16 protein-coding genes are annotated in these 15912 nt (G+C 67.5%); 5 read left to right on the forward strand and 11 right to left on the reverse strand.

The features are described 5' to 3' along the window. Window position 1 precedes the first annotated feature (1 nt). Window positions 2–418 carry an NUDIX domain-containing protein gene (locus ACIA76_RS27585; protein ID WP_397155578.1) on the reverse strand — a complete coding sequence of 139 codons (417 nt, stop codon included), beginning with the start codon at window positions 416–418 and terminating at the stop codon, window positions 2–4. Between the two features lie 105 nt (window positions 419–523). Next, window positions 524–1750 (reverse strand): FAD-dependent oxidoreductase, encoded by a 1227-nt coding sequence (locus ACIA76_RS27590; RefSeq protein ID WP_397155580.1) that lies wholly within the window; start codon window positions 1748–1750, stop codon window positions 524–526. A 243-nt stretch (window positions 1751–1993) separates the two neighbouring features. Here ACIA76_RS27590 and ACIA76_RS27595 point away from each other — a divergent pair, with 243 nt between their 5' ends. Beyond that, complete coding sequence (locus ACIA76_RS27595) at window positions 1994–2704, forward strand: YoaK family protein (RefSeq protein WP_397155582.1); 711 nt, start codon at window positions 1994–1996, stop codon at window positions 2702–2704. 3 nt (window positions 2705–2707) lie between these two features. On the opposite strand, the gene ACIA76_RS27600 is transcribed toward ACIA76_RS27595, so the two are convergent. The 6 genes from ACIA76_RS27600 to ACIA76_RS27625 are packed head-to-tail and all read right to left on the reverse strand — an operon-like array spanning window position 2708 to window position 7560. Next, window positions 2708–3586, reverse strand: coding sequence for a phosphoribulokinase (locus ACIA76_RS27600; RefSeq protein WP_397155583.1), 879 nt, complete (start codon window positions 3584–3586; stop codon window positions 2708–2710). Window positions 3587–3613: 27 nt separating this feature from the next. Then, window positions 3614–4690, reverse strand: coding sequence for a class 1 fructose-bisphosphatase (locus tag ACIA76_RS27605; RefSeq protein WP_397155584.1), 1077 nt, complete (start codon window positions 4688–4690; stop codon window positions 3614–3616). 6 nt (window positions 4691–4696) lie between these two features. Further along, window positions 4697–5677 carry an AAA family ATPase gene (locus tag ACIA76_RS27610; protein WP_397155586.1) on the reverse strand — a complete coding sequence of 327 codons (981 nt, stop codon included), beginning with the start codon at window positions 5675–5677 and terminating at the stop codon, window positions 4697–4699. Next, complete coding sequence (locus ACIA76_RS27615; RefSeq protein WP_397155588.1) at window positions 5668–5808, reverse strand: hypothetical protein; 141 nt, start codon at window positions 5806–5808, stop codon at window positions 5668–5670. The genes ACIA76_RS27610 and ACIA76_RS27615 overlap by 10 nt, the downstream gene beginning before the upstream one ends. Continuing rightward, window positions 5789–6106 (reverse strand): ribulose bisphosphate carboxylase small subunit, encoded by a 318-nt coding sequence (locus ACIA76_RS27620; RefSeq protein WP_397155590.1) that lies wholly within the window; start codon window positions 6104–6106, stop codon window positions 5789–5791. Before ACIA76_RS27620 ends, ACIA76_RS27615 begins: the two co-directional genes overlap by 20 nt. A gap of 17 nt (window positions 6107–6123) precedes the next feature. After that, window positions 6124–7560: a form I ribulose bisphosphate carboxylase large subunit gene (locus ACIA76_RS27625; protein WP_397155592.1), complete on the reverse strand. Its 1437-nt coding sequence runs from the start codon at window positions 7558–7560 to the stop codon at window positions 6124–6126. Between the two features lie 123 nt (window positions 7561–7683). Between ACIA76_RS27625 and ACIA76_RS27630 the strand changes: the two genes are divergently transcribed. The 3 genes from ACIA76_RS27630 to ACIA76_RS27640 all read left to right on the forward strand — a co-directional run bounded on the left by ACIA76_RS27630 (window position 7684) and on the right by ACIA76_RS27640 (window position 11857). Next, complete coding sequence (locus ACIA76_RS27630; protein WP_397155594.1) at window positions 7684–8595, forward strand: LysR family transcriptional regulator; 912 nt, start codon at window positions 7684–7686, stop codon at window positions 8593–8595. Window positions 8596–8728: 133 nt separating this feature from the next. Next, the gene (locus ACIA76_RS27635) at window positions 8729–10447 is read left to right on the forward strand and encodes a hypothetical protein (RefSeq protein WP_397155596.1); all 1719 of its coding nucleotides are present in this window, start codon (window positions 8729–8731) and stop codon (window positions 10445–10447) included. A gap of 183 nt (window positions 10448–10630) precedes the next feature. After that, a complete protein-coding gene (locus ACIA76_RS27640; protein ID WP_397155598.1) occupies window positions 10631–11857 on the forward strand; it encodes a DUF4241 domain-containing protein in 1227 nt (408 codons plus the stop codon). A 7-nt stretch (window positions 11858–11864) separates the two neighbouring features. Here the strand turns inward: ACIA76_RS27640 and ACIA76_RS27645 are convergent, their stop codons facing one another. From ACIA76_RS27645 to ACIA76_RS27655, 3 genes are all read right to left on the reverse strand, one after another. Further along, window positions 11865–12743 (reverse strand): hypothetical protein, encoded by an 879-nt coding sequence (locus tag ACIA76_RS27645; protein WP_397155599.1) that lies wholly within the window; start codon window positions 12741–12743, stop codon window positions 11865–11867. Window positions 12744–12843: 100 nt separating this feature from the next. Further along, entirely contained in the window at window positions 12844–13086 is a 243-nt protein-coding gene (locus tag ACIA76_RS27650; RefSeq protein ID WP_397155601.1) for a hypothetical protein, read from the reverse strand. Continuing rightward, complete coding sequence (locus ACIA76_RS27655; RefSeq protein ID WP_397155603.1) at window positions 13083–14000, reverse strand: LLM class flavin-dependent oxidoreductase; 918 nt, start codon at window positions 13998–14000, stop codon at window positions 13083–13085. The genes ACIA76_RS27650 and ACIA76_RS27655 overlap by 4 nt, the downstream gene beginning before the upstream one ends. Window positions 14001–14114: 114 nt before the next feature. Between ACIA76_RS27655 and ACIA76_RS27660 the strand changes: the two genes are divergently transcribed. Further along, window positions 14115–15905 (forward strand): MFS transporter, encoded by a 1791-nt coding sequence (locus ACIA76_RS27660; RefSeq protein WP_397155604.1) that lies wholly within the window; start codon window positions 14115–14117, stop codon window positions 15903–15905. The last annotated feature ends 7 nt before the right edge of the window (window positions 15906–15912 follow it).

Raw genomic sequence — 15912 nt, forward strand, 5'->3', positions numbered from 1 at the left:
CTCACCCGGCCGGGAGCAGCCCGCGCGCGAGCAGATCGTCGAACAACACCTGATCCACCGGCGGCACCAGCGCGCGATCGGCGTAGCCGAACCACGCGATCTCCTCGATCTCGCTGCTCGCGGCGAGGACCCCGACATGATCGGCGGTATAGCAGGCCATCCGCACCAGCCCCGCACCACCGGGCAACGCGGCCTCGTACGTGCCGACATGAGCGACGGATTCGGCGATCAGCGCCACCGTCAGCTCCTCGCGGATCTCGCGCAGCAGCGTCTGGCGGTCGGTCTCGTCCCCCTCGCGTTTACCGCCGGGAATATAGAACACGTCCTTGCCGCGCGGCCGCGCGGCAAGGATCCGCCCGCCCTCGATCAGCACCCACGCGACCGTATCGATCAGCCGCTCGGTCGGTTCGGTCCGCATCCGCGCAGCCTAATGGGAAGCGCCGGCCCTGATTGCGATCAGGGCCGGACGACCGGTCGCCGAGCCGCCCGCTGGTGAGCATTCTCGCCGCCTGACCACAAGCCTTCAGCGCCGGGCGAACTCCGGTGCGCGCTCGGGCCGGATCCCGACCCCGCCCAGATAGGCGGCCACCCCGGCCAGTACCGGGAACCGGTCGATGAGCGCCAGATGGCTCGGTGTTCTCGACAGCGTCCCGTCCAGCGCGGGTGCCAGCAGCGTGTCGTGTTCGCGCTGCTGGATGCGCTGAGTGAACACCGTCGGCAGCGTGCGGCGGCGCTGTACCCGCTCCAGATCCGCGGTCGCCGGGCGCCCGCGCCGCAGCGGCCCGGCCAGCAGCCGTGCGGCGGCCACCGCGTCCTGGATCGCGAGATTCACCCCGACCCCGCCGACCGGCGACATCGGATGCGCGGCATCACCCAGGGCGAGCAGACCCGGAATGTGCCAGCGCGCCAGACGACCCATCGTGACCTCGAGCAGTTTCACATCACCCCAGCCGCCGATCGCGGCGAGCACGTCGTCCCCCCAGCCGAACAGTTCCGCCAAATGCGTGCGCAGCCATCCGATGTCATGGGTGCGCAGGCGCTCATCGGCGCCCTTGGGAATCAGGAAGGAGGTCTGATAGTAGTCACCGCGATCCATGCACACCGCCGCGCGCCCGGCCTCGAACCGGCCCGACACCGCACTGGTGTGGCGGGCATCGGCCGCGACGGGCACCCGCACCCACCACACATCCATCGGCACAGCCATGTCGGTGGGCCGCAGCCCCGCCGCCGCGCGGGCCGCCGAACCACGACCGTCGCAGGCCAGCACGAGATCGGCCGAGACGACCTGCTCGACCCCGTCGGTGCCGCGGCAGCGCACCCCGGTGACGCGCCCGGATTCGGTGGTGAGCCCGGTGAATTCGGTGCCCAGGCGCAGGGTGAAACTCGGTTCGTCGGCGCCCGCGCGGGCCAGCAGATTCAGGAACTCCCACTGCGGCACCATGGCCATGTAGTTGTAGGGCCCCGGGATGCGACTGAAATCGGCTGCCAGCAGGGTCTTCTCACCGATCCGCAGACTGCGGCGCTCGAGCCTGGTGTGCGGCAGGGCCGCGAATCGCGCGGCCAGCCCGAGTTCGTCGAGCAGCCGCAGCGTCGACGGGTGCACGGTGTCACCGCGGAAATCGCGCAGGAAGTCGCGATGCTTCTCGAGCACGGTGACCCGAATCCCGGCCCGGGCCAACAGCAGTCCCGCCATCATGCCCGCCGGTCCCCCGCCGATCACACAGCACTGTGTGTGTTGTGTGTCTGCCACAGATACGCACCGCACTTCCGAACGAAACTACTACGGGGGATCGTAGGTGGTCGCTGGGGTGGCGTCGATGTGTCGGTGGTCACCGCGTCTTCGTCTCGGCCTCGGCGCACCGCGCAGCCCTGCATCGACTGCGGCAATCCGATAGCATCGCAGCGTCTCGGGCGCCGATCCGCTCAGGAAACCCTCAGCCCCGCCACAGTCCGCAATCATGCCCGATCGTGCATATGTTGCTAGCCTGTCGCTGTGACTCCGAACCCCCTCGACTCCCGTGAGCCGTTCTGGACTCTGGAGACCCGACTCTCGACCGCCCTGCTGATGTTGGCCGGATTCATCGGTGCGGCCGCCTACACCCATTCGGCCGGATACTTCGTCACCTTCATGACCGGCAATACCGAACGCGCCGTACTCGGCGGATTCCTCGGTGACTACACCCTGGCCCTGGGCGCGGCCGGACTCATCGTCTGCTTCCTGGCCGGGGTCATCGTCGCCTCCCTGTGCCGGCGGCACTGGTGGACCAATCACCCCCACGGCGCGACCGTGCTGGCGACGATGGCCTTCACCGTTGCCGCCGTGGTCGATTCGATCCTCTACTGGCACGACAAGGATCTGGGACTGACCCCGATCCTGTTCGTCGCGTTCGGCATGGGCGCGCTCAACACCTCCTTCGTGAAGAACGGCGAGACCGCGATCCCGGTCACCTACGTCACCGGCACCCTGGTCAAACTCGCCCAGGGCATCGAACGGCATCTGGCCGGGGGCACCCACCGCGAATGGGCGGGCTATGCGGTGCAATGGCTTTCGTTCGCCCTGGGCGCCTTCCTCGGCGGCCTGGTCAGCCTCGTCATCGACGGGCGCGACATGCTGTTCGCCGCGGTCATCGGCTCGGCGCTGGTCTCGGTCTACACCTGGCTGGCCGATGCGCGCGCGATCGCCCGCCACCAGCACCGGATCTGACCCTCACCCACGCCGCTTGGGCCGCTTGTCCATCAACCGCAGAATCAACGGGGTGAAGATGAGCTGCATCGCCAGCTCCATCTTCCCGCCCGGCACCACGATGCAATTGGGCCGCGACATGAACGAATCATGCAGCATCGACAGCAGATACGGGAAGTCGATCACCTTCGGATCCGCGAACCGGATCACCACGAAACTCTCATCCGCGGTGGGAATCGAGCGGGCGATGAACGGATTGGAGGTGTCCACGGTCGGCACCCGCTGGAAGTTCACATAGGTCCGGGAGAACTGCGGGCAGATGTAGTTCACGTAATCGGGCATGCGCCGCAGAATGGTGTCGATGACCGTCTCACTCGAGTAGCCGCGCTCGGTCTTGTCCCGGATCACCTTCTGGATCCACTCGAGATTGATGATCGGCACCACCCCCACCAGCAGATCCGCGTACCGCGCGACATCCACGTCCTCGTTCACCGCCGCCCCGTGCAACCCCTCGTAGAACAGCAGATCACTGCCGGGGCTCAGCTCCTCCCACGGGGTGAACGTCCCCGGTGCCAGCCCATAGGGTTTGGCCTCGAACTCGTCATGCAGATAACGGCGCACCAGCCCCACCCCGGTCTGCCCGTAATCGCGGAACAACATCTCGAGCTCACCGAGCAGATTCGCCTCCGGCCCGAAATGGGAGAAGTGCAGATTGCGATTCTGTTCGGCCTCGGCCATCGCGAGCTTCATCTCGTTGCGGTCGAAACGATGGAACGAATCGCCCTCCACGATGGCCGCATTGATGCCCTCACGCCGGAAGATCTCCGCGAAGGTGCGGGTGACACTCGTGGTCCCGGCCCCCGACGAGCCGGTGATGGCGACCACGGGATGTTTGAGCGACATGGGTTCTCCACTCGACGGCGATGACACTCAGTGCGGCGCGGGCCGAAACAGCGACCGCGTCCCGAACAGCGAGGCATCGAAACGCGGCCCCTCCTCGGGCATCCGGTGATACCGGTCGATCCGCTCGACCTCGGTGCGCGAACCGACGATCAACGGCACCCGCTGATGCAGCCCGGCGGGCATCACCTCGAGCACCCGCTCGTGCCCGGTACTGGCCGCGCCCCCGGCCTGCTCGACGACCAGCGCGATCGGATTCGCGCCGTACAGCAGCGACACCCGGCCCGGCCGCGCCGGATACCGGGTGTCATAGGGATACAGATACACCCCACCGCGGGTGAGAATGTGGAACACATCGGCCACCAGCGACGCCACCCAGCGCATATTGAAATCACGCCCCCGCGGCCCCTCCACCCCCTGCAGGCATTCGTGCACATAGCGCCGCACGGGCCGCTCCCAGAACCGCTCGTTGGCGGCGTTGATCGCGAATCCGGAGGTGTCCTCGGGAATCCGCATCCGCGGATGGGTCAACACGAACGCCCCGATCTCCCGATCCAGGGTGAAACCGTCCACGCCGCTGCCGGTGGTCAGCACCAGCATCGTCGCCGGACCGTAGAGGGTGAATCCGGCACACACCTGCCGCACCCCCGGCTGCAGGAAATCGGCCGCACACGGATCGCGGACCTCCTCCGGCGCGCGCAACACACTGAAAATCGTTCCCACAGGCAGATTCACGTCGATATTGGAGGAGCCGTCCAACGGATCGAACGCCAGCAGATACTTACCGCGCCGATAGTCGGCCGGGACCGGATGAAAGCCGTCCATCTGCTCGGACAGCAACGCCACCAGCGGCCCGTTCCACTGCGATTGGTCGATCATCACATCGTTGGCGATGGCATCCATCCTCCGATGCACCGTCGGCGGCAGATTCTCCGCCGGGGACGCCCCGAGCGATCCCACGATTCGCCCCCGGGTCACCTGATTGGCGATGATCTTCGTCGCGGTCGCCACCACATTCAGCAGCGCCGAGAACTCCCCCGAGGATCCGGGATGGCGATGCTCCTGCTCGATGGTGTAGCGGGTGAGCGTCTTGAGCCCCTCGGGCATCGATGCTCACCCCGGCCCGGCGAAAACGCTACTGCCGTACACATCCTCGGCGCACAGCGTCATCAGATCGGCGCGGCCCAGCGGCCGACGCAAGTCGATCAACCGCTTGGCCTGGCGCAACCGGCACCGATCCAGTGCGTTGCGCACGCTGCGCCCGCCCGCGAATCGCGGTCTGCCCATCCGCAATTCCAGATACCGCGCGAACGCCGCGGTGGCGTCGGCGTCGAAGACGACATGCTGCTCGGCGGTCATCAGCGCGGCGATCGCCATCAACTCCCCATGGGTGTACTCGGGGAATTCGATGTGATGGGCCACCCGCGAGGACAGCCCCGGATTCGCGGAGAAGAACCGCTCCATCCGATCCGGATATCCGGCGAAGATCACCACCAGACTGGTGCGTTCGGTCTCCATCTCCCCCAACAGGATCTCGATCACCTCCTGCCCGTAATCGCGCTCGTTCTCCGGCCGGAACAGGTAGTAGGCCTCATCGATGAACAACACACCCCCGGCCGCCCGCGCCAGCGCCTCCTTGGTCTTGGGCGCGGTATGCCCGATGAACTGGCCCACCAGATCATCGCGAGTCACGGTGTGCACCGTGGGGTTACGGATGTATCCGAGCGCGTGCAGCATCTCCGCCATCCGCGACGCCACCGTCGTCTTCCCGGTCCCGGGCCCGCCGGTGAAACTCATATGCATGGTGGGGCGGGTGGATTCGAGCCCGAACCGCGCCCGGGCCCGCTCGATCATCAGCAGTGCCGCGATCTCACGGACCCGGCGCTTCACCGTCGCCAGGCCCACCAGTTCCCTATCCAGCCGGGCCAGGGTCGCCTCGACATGGGCGGCGGCCGGATCGGCGGACAGGTCCAGTAGCGCGTCGGGGGCCAGGACGGGTTCGGCGGCATCCGCCGGTGCCGTAGAGCTGACGGCACCGGGCCGATACATCCGGAACCCGGTGCCCGCCAAGCCATCCTCTCCGGTCACGAGCATCCGCCCGGGCCGTCGTACCGCGCACCGGCACGTGCGTCGGTGGCATAGGAGTGCAGTCCGTAGCGCTGGCGGCGATCGGTGGATTCGGTGCGCGCCAACCGGAATCCGGGCTCATCGGCCGGGCGCTGCACCAGGAAAACTCAGCGCCGTGGTCTGCCGCCCGTAGCGCGCGTCGTAGGCGTTGAGGCGAATGTAGTGGCGCGGGAACGTCGCCCGGCACGCGGTGATCTCGGCGAGCACACCGTCGGGCTCGTCCAGATCGAACAACGGCAACCCCCACATCTCCCAGTAGACGTTGCGCGGATGCGGATCGTCGGTGTACTCGATCGACACCGGCCAGTTGTTGAGCAGCGCATAGCGAACCTGCGCGGCGATCTCGGCATCGGTCAACTCGGGCAGATGCGAGAAGGTGCCCTGACGCACATGCATTGCGGCTCCTCGGGGATTCAGCGACTGGGGGTGGGCACGGCGTCGGGGGCGTCGGTGGAGGTGTAGTCGAAGGTGACATCACCCCAGGTGGCCAGCGCGACATCGAGCGGCCGACACCACGCCGCCGCCTGACGCAACACCTCGGGCCCCTCGGTGAGCAGATCGCGACCCTCGTTGCGCGCCTTCACGACCGCCTCGAGCGCCACCCGATTGGCCTCGGCACCCGCGGCGATCCCCATCGGATGCCCGATGGTGCCGCCCCCGAACTGCAGGATGACATCGTCGCCGAACAGATCCAGCAGCTGATGCATCTGCCCGGCGTGGATGCCGCCGGAGGCCACCGGCATCACCCCGGGCAGGCTCGCCCACTCCTGATCGAAGAAGATCCCGTTGCGCGGATTCGCGGGAATGTGGTTGTCGCGCAACGTGTCGTAGAAACCCCGCACCGTGTGCGGATCACCCTCGAGCTTGCCGATCACCGTCCCCGCGTGCAGATGATCCACCCCGATCAACCGGCACCACTTGGCCAGCACCCGGAAACTCACCCCGTGGGTCTTCTGCCGGGTGAACGTCGAATGCCCCGCCCGATGCAGATGCAGCAGCATCCCGTTGCGCCGCGCCCACTTCGACATCGACTGCATCGCGGTGTACCCGACGGTCAGATCCATCATGATGATCACGCTGCCCAGTGACTGGGCGAACTCCGCGCGCTCGTACATATCCTCCATCGTGGCCGCGGTGACATTGAGGTAATGCCCCTTCAGCTCACCGGTTTCCGCGGTCGCCTTGTTCACCCCCTCCATGGCGAACAGATAGCGATCACGCCAGCGCATGAACGGCTGGGAGTTGATGTTCTCGTCATCCTTGGTGAAATCCAGGCCACCCTTACACGCCTCGTACACCACCCGCCCGTAGTTGCGCGCCGACAGACCCAGTTTCGGTTTCACCGTCGCCCCCAGCAGCGGCCGGCCGTACTTGTTCAGGTATTCGCGTTCGGTCACGATTCCGTGCGGCGGCCCCTGAAAGGTCTTGACGTAGGCCACCGGAATCCGCATATCCTCGAGCCGCAACGCCTTGAGCGGTTTGAACCCGAAGACGTTACCGATCACCGAGGAGGTCAGATTGGTGATCGACCCCTCCTCGAAAAGATCGAGATCGTAGGCGACATAGGCGAAGTACTCCCCCGCCCGGCCCGGCACCTCCGCCACCCGATAGCATTTGCCGCGATAGCGGTCGTTCGCGGTGAGCCGGTCGGTCCACACGACAGTCCATGTGGCCGTGGAGGATTCGCCCGCCACCGCCGCGGACGCCTCGATCGGATCCACACCCGGCTGCGGGGTCACCCGGAACACCGCCAGCACATCGGTATCGGCAGGTCGATAGTCGGGTGCGTAGTATCCCATCGACGCATAGGATTGAACACCGGGATCCCACCGGTCTTTTCCCTCGACCATCGTTGCTCCCGTTCTCGGGTCGGCGTACCGTGCCGATTCAGAATGAGGGGGGTCGGATCGAGGGACAATTCGATTGTTTCTCGTCTCGCTCAACCGAATCGTTGAGTTTGCTACCGTCTGACGATGGGAACGGTCAGTGCGGTCCGCATGGAAACCTTCCTCGCCGTCGCCCGTCAGGGCAGCATCCGCCGCGCCGCCGCCCAGCTGCACATCACCGAGGCCGCCGCCTCCGCCGCGGTCGCGCACATTGAAAAACAGTTGGGCGCCAAGCTGATCGCCAAATCCGGGCGCGGCATCACCCTCACCGAGGCCGGACGCGTCTACGCCGAATACTGCCGCAGCATCCTGGGTCTGATGGCCGAGGCTCAGGCCGCGGTGCGCCGCGCCGAGACCGGCCGCCTGCGCATCGGCGTGGTCGCCACCGCCGGGGAGTATGTGCTGCTGCGCCTGCTCGCCTCGTTTCGCGATCGTTATCCCGATATCGAGGTGGGCTTATCGATCCACCCGCGCGATCTGCTGTTCATCGAATTGCAGCATCACGAAACCGATCTCGTCATCGCCGGGCGCCCGCCCCGCGACATCGGCCTGGTGGTGCGCGCGCGGCGACCGAGCCGACTGGTGGTGGTCGGCTCCCCGGGCCGCTGCCGCGATCCGCTGACGGCCACCTGGCTGCTGCGCGGCCAGGGCTCGGGAACACTGGAAACCACACTGGCACTGCTGGATCGGCTGCAGGTCCGACCGCCCACGCTGACCCTGGGCACCCACGGCGCGGTCCTGGCGGCGGCGCGAGAAGGGTTGGGCGTCACCCTGATCCACAGCGACGCGATCGAAAGCGACGTACTCGACGGGCATTTGGAGATCCTGGCCGTGGACGGCACCCCCCTGGATCGGCCGTGGCATGCGGTGACCACCCACACACCCACCCCGGCGGCCCGGCTGTTCCTGGCCCATATCGTCGATCGCGCACACGTCGGCGGACAGGCGTTCCGGCCCTGCGCCCCCCGACCGGCCGCGGACCCGGGCGATACCCGGTGACCGCGTACCACCACCGAACATCCGGAACCGTTGAATTTCAGACCTTGGGTTACGCTGCCCCACGCGAGTAATACGGACATATAGCTCACCGTCGGGACCGCTCGGGTGGGCGGTAGGAGGGGGAATCCGGCGGATGGTCGAGGTGGTGACGCCGGGGCTGCGAACCCCGGTCGGGGTGCGCGAGCACGAGCGGGCGCGACGCGGTCGGGCGTGGTCGGCTCCGGTGGCCGCGGTGCTGGGCGGGGTGGTGCTGCTGGGATGGCGGGCCGCCGCCTACGGCAGCTGGGTGGTCGACGATGCGGGCATCACCTTCGCTTACGCCCGCAACGTCGCGCAGGGTCTGGGCACGGTACTGCAGCCCGGGGCGCACCCGGTGGAAGGATTCTCCGACCCCACCTGGCTGCTGGTCCTGGTGGTGGGCAGATGGTGTGGTCTGTTCGACCACGGCACCGTCTTCGGCATCCCCGACTACGTCGCCTACCCGAAGGCGATCGCGCTGATCTGCTGCGCGGGCATGCTCACCGCCTGCTATCTCGCCGCGCGCCGGGTGTCGCGATGGCCCGCGCTGATCACGGTCGCCAGCGGCGCCACACTGGCCGCGATTCCCTCGTTCGTGATCTGGTGCTTCTCCGGCCTCGAGAACGCGTTGTTCGCGCTGGCGGTGTGCGTGCTGGCGGTCCACATATTCCTGGCGGTGCTCGACGAGCGGCTGTGGACACCGGCGGTGGCGGCGACCGCGGGTGCGATCGCGGCGTTCGCGGCATTGACCCGGCCCGACGGCCTGATCTATGTGGCCGCGTATCCGCTGGTGTCGGTGATCCTGGTGCGGCGCGCGACGGTGGCCGCGGCGATCCGGTGCGCGCTGTATTCGGCGCTGGCGTTCGCGATTCCGTTCGGGGCGTATCTGGCGTGGCGATACCTCGAGTTCGGCAGGCTCGTCGCGAACACCGCGGTCGCCAAGAGTCAGGCGATGCCGACGGTGCACGACCTGACCAGGGCCGGGGATCTGGTGCAGTACGCGGGCGCACCCGCGGTGATCGCGGCCATCGGAGCCGTCGGGCTCGCCCTGGCGCCCCGAAGTCGTTGGCGCGACGGCATTGTCGCGCTACTGGTACCGCTGGCACTGGCGATGATCGCCTATTGCGTCCTGGAATCGGACTGGATGGCGCAACTGCGATTCGCCACCCCGGTCTGGGTGCTCGGCACGTTCGTCGCGGTGATCTCGGCGGCGGAGGTGCTCACCCGGCTGTACCTGCGTGGCCGAGTTCTGGTCGTCTCGGCACTGGTGTGCGCGTTGATCCCGTCCGGCGTCGCGTTCGCCGACGCATCCGAGTCCTTCCGCACCGATCCTGATGTGCCCCTGTGCTGGATCGTCGCCCGGTTCGGGCGGCTGTTCAACGGCTACGTCGACATTCTCGGCCTCGAGCACGCCACCCTGTTCGCCCCCGATATGGGCGGCAGCGCGTTGACATCACGGCTACGGCTGATCGACATGGCCGGGCTCACCGAGTCACGGGTCGCCGACATCCTCGCGGGCAAGGACCACACCGCCCTCGCCGACTACGTGTTCGAGGAGCGCAAACCCACGTTCATCCACACCCACGGACCCTGGTTGAGCAACCGGATCACCGTCGATCCGCGCATAGCCCGCGACTACTACCCGATACAGCAATCGTCGGATCCCGCCCTGCCCGACGAGGATTGGGTCCGCAAGGACGCGGTCGGCGACGTTGGCCAGCTGCGGCAACTGCGCCGGTACGCGGGCGAGGTCATCCCGGACCTGTTGCCCCGGTTCCGGGCATCGGATGCCTGCGGGGCGGTCCTGCGACCGGGCCAGACCCTCCCGCGCTGAGATGCTCGGGCGGCGGCCGGAATTCGCGCACGCCCCCCGATGCCCGGTCGGATGCCTGCGGCCCGGTCCTGCGACCGGGCCGGACCCTCCCGCGCTGAGATCATCGGGCCGCGGGCCGAATTCGCTCGCGCCCCCGATGCCCCGGAAAGTGGCGGCACCCATCACCGGGGCCGGGCGACGACGATGGTCCGCGTGGTAAGCATTCGCGACTATCTGCGCCCGGAACCGACCGAGGACGACCATGCGGTCTACGACATCGCCTACTGCGAGGGCTGCTCCGACGGAGCCGTCATCGGTCGGCTCGAGGCCCTGGAAGCTCTCGCCAGAGACGCCGCCGGAGCCCAGTACGCGGTCGCGATCCTCTCCGGATGCCGGGTCGTCGCCTACGCCGAAATCGCGTGGGACGCACGGTTCGCCCGCTGCTGGCGACTGGATTCGCGCGGGCGGCGCTGGCGGCGCATCGAATACCGGCGCCTGCCCGACGGACGACTGCACTGCATGCTCACCGAGGAATGGGACTACCTGCGCGCCGCCCAGACCGAATTCGACACCACCGAGGGCCACCGCTGCTGGCGCTTCGACCCCGACGGCCGCGCCGACGGCGCCGTGGACCACCGCGGAGGCGGCGGCGATGGCCGCCACCACGACATCGACCCCGCCGCAATGACACTGGACTGGCACTTCGGCGACTGGGCGGCGCTGTGCAGCTTCGACAACGTCATCCTCAGCGAACTGCCCGACCCCGATCCCGCGATCCCCACCACGCCGCCCTGGCGCCCGCCCCGCCCGCTGCGCCCGCATCTGCTCACCGAATTGTTCACCCCCGGAACGCGATTCGAACTCGACGAGGGCGAGCGAGTGACGACCGAACTGCACGGCATCGGCGCGGTCCATCTGCGCAACGGCCGCCTCGCGATCAGCGACCCCACCTGGCTGCACGACCCCGCGCCGTGGCTCACCCTCGCCCCGGGGCGCTACTCGGTCGAGTTGGCCGTGGTCCGCTTCGACGATCCATCCATCCACCCCCGCGTCGCCGCCGCGCGACTCGTGGTCTCCCGCACCGCGATCGCGTCCTGGGAGATGGCCCTGCGCGAGGGCGAGGATCCCGCATTCCTCGACGACGAATCGTTCTTCGGCTTCGGCGTCGACTCCGGCGTCGCCGGATTCCTCGACCCCGATGCCGCCCCCGCCATCCGCACCCGCCTGGAAGACAACTACTTCCAGCACGACGCGGACCCCACCGAACTACCCATCCCCGGCCTGAAATCGTTCCGCAGCGGGTGGGGCGACGGCGTCTACCCGGTGTGGCTGGGTCGTGACGCCGCCGGCAACCTGGGCGCGGTGGTCGCGGATTTCCTCATCGCCCACCACGCCCGCATCCTCACCCGAACCCCCATCCCCGCGCGCTGATCGACAGTCAGAAACGGTCGGCCAGCGCCGGTCCCGCATACAACACCGCACCGGCGTCGTCGTAGACACGGACCGTGAAATGGTGCATCGTCTCGTAATCGTCGCCGCGACTGTCGTTGTTCGGTGTCACCGGCGCCCGATCATCGGGGGACGCATCGGATTCACGCAACAGGTTCAGCCTGCGCTCACTGGGCAGATCGATCGTCGCCGCGAACGTCTGCGCCACGACATCGGCGGTGAACACCGTGCCGTTCTCGCTGATCACCTCCACCATCTCCACCCCCGGCGCCAGCGCGCCGCACACCCCCGACTCGATCACGAACTTCACCTCGAACGGGCGCGCGGAGAAGTCGCTGTGCAGGCCACCGGGAGTGTGCAGATACGAATCCAGATGCCCCTCCCGGAAGAACAGCACCGCGCCGTCACCGGAATCGTGATAGGCCAGCACAATGCTGTGCGCGACAGCGGTATGCGCCCCGATCCGCGGGCCCGGATGCCAGCCGGCATGCGAGACCGCCTGCACCGGCAGGCCGTTGAACTCGGCGTACTGATAGGCCGCGACGAAGGAACTGATCTCCTCCCGCCAGCGCGCCCGGGCCGCGCGCTCCTGCGCCAATTCCGGATCCCGCTCCGCGCGGGCATCCTGATAGGTCTCGTTGAACGCCTGCAGTTCCGCCAGCACCCGCGGATCCTGGGTCGACTCGGCGACCAGATCGGCCTCGATGAACGCCTCGTGCAATTCGCGTCCGAGTCGCTCCACTTCGGTTCGTGTGGTCCGATATTCGTCCTCCGCGGTCAGGAAGGCATCGGCCAGGGTGCGCAATCGTGCCATCACCGCCCCGAACCGCTCTTCCGCGATGTTCAGTTTTTCCCCTTGCGCGGTCACTTCTCCTCGATCTTCCTTCCCTGATGGGCGCTTGACCATGTCCACCCTGCCAATCCCATGCGACTTTGTGAATAGTTGTAAGTTGGCGGCCCGGTTTCCTTCACCCGTGGCGCATCGGGACCCGCTCGGGCCGCCGCCCCATCGCATCGGACCGATGCCCGAATCCGATCAGCGCCGCGATCACCCCGACCGCGTAGGTCGCGAACACCACGGTCGTGGCGAGCACCGAGAAATGCGGCCGCGCCCCGTACAGCGAATACATCGACGTGGGCAGCGTGGTGCCGAGCATGACGACCGCGAAGCCGTAGACCAGCACGGCCATCGACGAAGTGCGTGCGCTCATGACACCTGTGGAATGATCTCGCCCGCAAGGCGTTCCATCTGCTCGGCCTGGTCGAACAGCGGCGTGAACAGGATCAGCTCCGCACCGGCATCGATGACCTCACGCACTCCGCGCACGCACTCGGCCGCGCTACCGGTGACCGCGACCGGCGCGAAGGCGTCTGTCCCGTACACCCTTTCCAGACCGTCGGACATCCGCGCCCGCGCGCGGCGGGTGTCCTCGTCGACGGCGATGTACACCCGCTTGGCGACCCCGAAGCTCGCCGGATCCCGCTGCGCCTCGGCCAGATGCGCGCGCAGCGTACGCACCTGCTCGCCGAAGGCCGCGGTCGTCGCCGAGCCCGCGCCGAAGAAGCCGTCGCCCAATCGCACCGCGCGCCGCAGCGCCTTGTCGTGCCCGCCGCCGAACCACAGTGGCGGGCACGGCTTCTGGAACGGTCCGGGGATGATCTTCGCGTCGTCCAACTGCCAGAACCGCCCCTGATAGGTCACGCTGGGCTGGGTCCACAGCTGTTTCATCACCTCGATCCCCTCGGTGAACCGCGAGATGAGCCCGTCGCCGGTGATGCCGAACGCGGCGAACGGGCGATACCGTCCCCCGCTGCCGACACCCACCTCGAGGCGCCCGCGCGAGAGCTGATCGAGCGAGGCCAGCGAACGAGCCAGCATCACCGGGGTATGCAGCGGCGTCACGAATACCGCACACCCCAGCCGCAACCGCGTCGTCACCGCCGCGGCGTAGGTCATCGTCTCGATCGGGCTCAGCTGCGGTATATCGCCGAGCGCGAGGGTCTGCTCCTGGGTCCAGCCGCTGTGGAAACCGAGCTCCTCGGCCCGGCGCAGGTAGGCGGTGAAGGTCTGCGGATCGAACTCGCCATCGGCGTGGAACTGCGGAATCGAGATCGCGAAGCGCATGCCGGGCACAACGCGAGCCGGGTGTGATCAATTCCTCTATTTCTTTAGTTAGCCTAAAGCAACTATATTGGGTGGTGGCCCTATCCGCTTTGCTTCTCTGGGGAGGAAACAGTCTTGGCTTCCGCAACACCACCGGGCGACCTCGACGTCGGCGACGTGCAGACCATCCGCCGCCGGCTCAGCGTCGACCGCGACCACCCGCGCTACAAGTGGGTCGCGCTGTCGAACACCACGCTCGGCATGCTCATGGTGACCATCAACTCCTCGATCGTGATCATCTCGCTGCCCGCGATCTTCCGCGGCATCGATCTCAACCCCCTGTCCCCGGGCAACGTCAGCTATCTGCTGTGGCTGCTCATGGGCTTCCTGCTCACCTCCGCGGTACTGGTGGTGATGTTCGGCCGCCTCGGCGACATGTTCGGGCGCGTGCGCATCTACAACTACGGCTTCGTCGTGTTCACGCTATCGGCGATCGCGCTGTCGTTCGACCCCCTGGACCACGGCGGCGGTGCCCTGTGGCTGATCGGCTGGCGAGTGATCCAGGGCATCGGCGGGGCCATGCTGATGGCCAACTCCGCGGCCATCCTCACCGACGCCTTCCCCGCCAATCAGCGCGGCGTGGCGCTGGGCATCAATCAGGTTGCGGCCGTGGCCGGTTCGTTCCTGGGCCTGCTCATCGGCGGACTGCTCGCCGAATGGGATTGGAAGGCCATCTTCTGGGTCAGCGTGCCCTTCGGCATCCTGGGCACCGTGTGGTCCTACCGATCGCTGCACGACTTCGGCGCCCGCAGCCCCGGCTCGCTGGATCTGCCCGGCACCCTCACCTTCGCCCTGGGCCTGACCGCGCTGCTCACCGGCATCACCTACGGCATCCAGCCCTACGGCGGCGCCAAGACCGGCTGGACCAATCCGTGGGTGCTGGCCGCGGTGATCGGCGGTATCGCACTGCTGATCGCGTTCTGCGTCATCGAGACTCGGGTGCGTGAGCCCATGTTCCAGCTGCCGCTGCTGCGCAACCGCGCCTTCGGCCTGGGTAACCTCGCCGGACTCATGGCCTCGGTCGGGCGCGGCGGCATGCAGTTCATGCTCATCATCTGGCTGCAGGGCATCTGGCTGCCGCTGCACGGCTTCGACTACGAATCCACACCCCTGTGGGCCGGTATCTACATGCTGCCGCTCACGGCGGGATTCCTTGTGGCCGGGCCGATTTCGGGCTGGTTGAGCGATAAGTACGGCCCGCGGCCGTTCGCCACCGGCGGGCTGGCCCTGGCCGCGGTGACCTTCGTACTGCTGGTGATCCTGCCCGTGGACTTCAACTACTGGCTGTTCGGATTGATCATCCTGCTCAACGGATTGGGCACCGGCATCTTCACCTCACCCAACACCGCCGAGGTCATGTCCGCGGTGCCCGCCTCTCAGCGCGGGGTGGCCTCCGGCATGCGCGCCACCCTCATGAACGGCGGCATGGCGCTGTCGATCGGCATCTTCTTCTCGCTGATGATCGTGGGCCTGTCGGGCACCCTGCCCGGCGCGATGGATTCCGGGCTACGCGGACAAGGCGTTTCGGCCGGCGTGGCCGGGCAGATCGCCGATATGCCGCCGGTGGGCAGCCTGTTCGCGACCTTCCTCGGCTACAACCCGTTCAAGGAATTGCTCGGTCCCAGTGGCACTTTGGACCAGCCGGGCGTGCACGCCGACGTGCTCACCGGACAGGAGTTCTTCCCGCATCTGATCTCCGGACCGTTCCACTCCGGTCTGATGGTGGTGTTCCTGGCCGCCGCGGTGATGATGGCCATCGGCGCGATCGCGTCGTGGTTCGCGGGCGGCACCTACGACCACGACGAGACCGAGGAACTGGCCGAGGCCGAACGGGAAGGCATACTTGCTGGTACATCGACCGAATAGGAGCCGG

Source organism: Nocardia sp. NPDC051570, assembly GCF_044454005.1.
Taxonomy (GTDB): domain Bacteria; phylum Actinomycetota; class Actinomycetes; order Mycobacteriales; family Mycobacteriaceae; genus Nocardia.

What these genes read in the sequence shown, in the direction of transcription:
- ACIA76_RS27640 (WP_397155598.1), top strand. Translation starts at nt 10,631, where the DNA reads ATGGTCCGCGTGGTAAGCATTCGCGACTATCTGCGCCCGGAACCGACC.
- ACIA76_RS27605 (WP_397155584.1), bottom strand. Translation starts at nt 4,690, where the DNA reads ATGCCCGAGGGGCTCAAGACGCTCACCCGCTACACCATCGAGCAGGAG.
- ACIA76_RS27585 (WP_397155578.1), bottom strand. Translation starts at nt 418, where the DNA reads ATGCGGACCGAACCGACCGAGCGGCTGATCGATACGGTCGCGTGGGTG.
- ACIA76_RS27655 (WP_397155603.1), bottom strand. Translation starts at nt 14,000, where the DNA reads ATGCGCTTCGCGATCTCGATTCCGCAGTTCCACGCCGATGGCGAGTTC.
- ACIA76_RS27620 (WP_397155590.1), bottom strand. Translation starts at nt 6,106, where the DNA reads ATGCATGTGCGTCAGGGCACCTTCTCGCATCTGCCCGAGTTGACCGAT.
- ACIA76_RS27650 (WP_397155601.1), bottom strand. Translation starts at nt 13,086, where the DNA reads ATGAGCGCACGCACTTCGTCGATGGCCGTGCTGGTCTACGGCTTCGCG.
- ACIA76_RS27610 (WP_397155586.1), bottom strand. Translation starts at nt 5,677, where the DNA reads ATGCTCGTGACCGGAGAGGATGGCTTGGCGGGCACCGGGTTCCGGATG.
- ACIA76_RS27600 (WP_397155583.1), bottom strand. Translation starts at nt 3,586, where the DNA reads ATGTCGCTCAAACATCCCGTGGTCGCCATCACCGGCTCGTCGGGGGCC.
- ACIA76_RS27635 (WP_397155596.1), top strand. Translation starts at nt 8,729, where the DNA reads ATGGTCGAGGTGGTGACGCCGGGGCTGCGAACCCCGGTCGGGGTGCGC.
- ACIA76_RS27630 (WP_397155594.1), top strand. Translation starts at nt 7,684, where the DNA reads ATGGGAACGGTCAGTGCGGTCCGCATGGAAACCTTCCTCGCCGTCGCC.
- ACIA76_RS27625 (WP_397155592.1), bottom strand. Translation starts at nt 7,560, where the DNA reads ATGGTCGAGGGAAAAGACCGGTGGGATCCCGGTGTTCAATCCTATGCG.